General features: G+C 65.6%; 1 protein-coding gene. It reads right to left on the bottom strand.

Annotation, left to right across the window (positions count from 1 at the left end; genetic code table 11):
• Positions 1–70: 70 nt before the first annotated feature.
• On the bottom strand, positions 71–253 hold the full coding sequence (locus KVP70_RS35720; RefSeq protein WP_217946708.1) for a hypothetical protein: 183 nt from the start codon (positions 251–253) through the stop codon (positions 71–73).
• Between the last annotated feature and the right edge of the window lie 226 nt (positions 254–479).

Consider the following 479-nt stretch of genomic DNA (forward strand, 5'->3'; position numbering starts at 1 on the left):
GACCGTCGTTCTCCGCGCTGCAAATGCCGGAAGTGATAGGCCGCCTGCTGCAAGTGTATGTGCGCGACCGCTACGAAGACGAATCGTTCGCCGACTGCGCGCAGCGCCTGGGCGTCGCGCCGGCGACGGCAAGTACTCGGTCGCCACCGAAAGCCGCGCCGCGCTGTTCGGCAAGATCCTGGAAAACCGCAGCGAGGGCGAGATCGACGAATTCGGCCTGGCGCATATCCGGCGCAAGTTCTTTGACGTGCACGCCGCCAGCCGCACCAAGATCAACAGCGCCGTGATCTCGCCGTTCAAGGGCATGCAGCTGGCCGCCTCGGTGCGCGGCTGGTGGTGGCGCCGCCGATCAGCAGCGGGCACCAGCTGTCGGACAACATCGTGCACCTGGTGCTGGCCAAGATCCCCGGCCCGGACGGCAAGCTGATTCCCGGCGTCAAAGGCATCTCGCTGTTCATCGTGCCCAAGTTCCTGGTCAA

The organism is Duganella violaceipulchra (assembly GCF_019166075.1).
Lineage (GTDB): Bacteria > Pseudomonadota > Gammaproteobacteria > Burkholderiales > Burkholderiaceae_D > Rugamonas > Rugamonas violaceipulchra.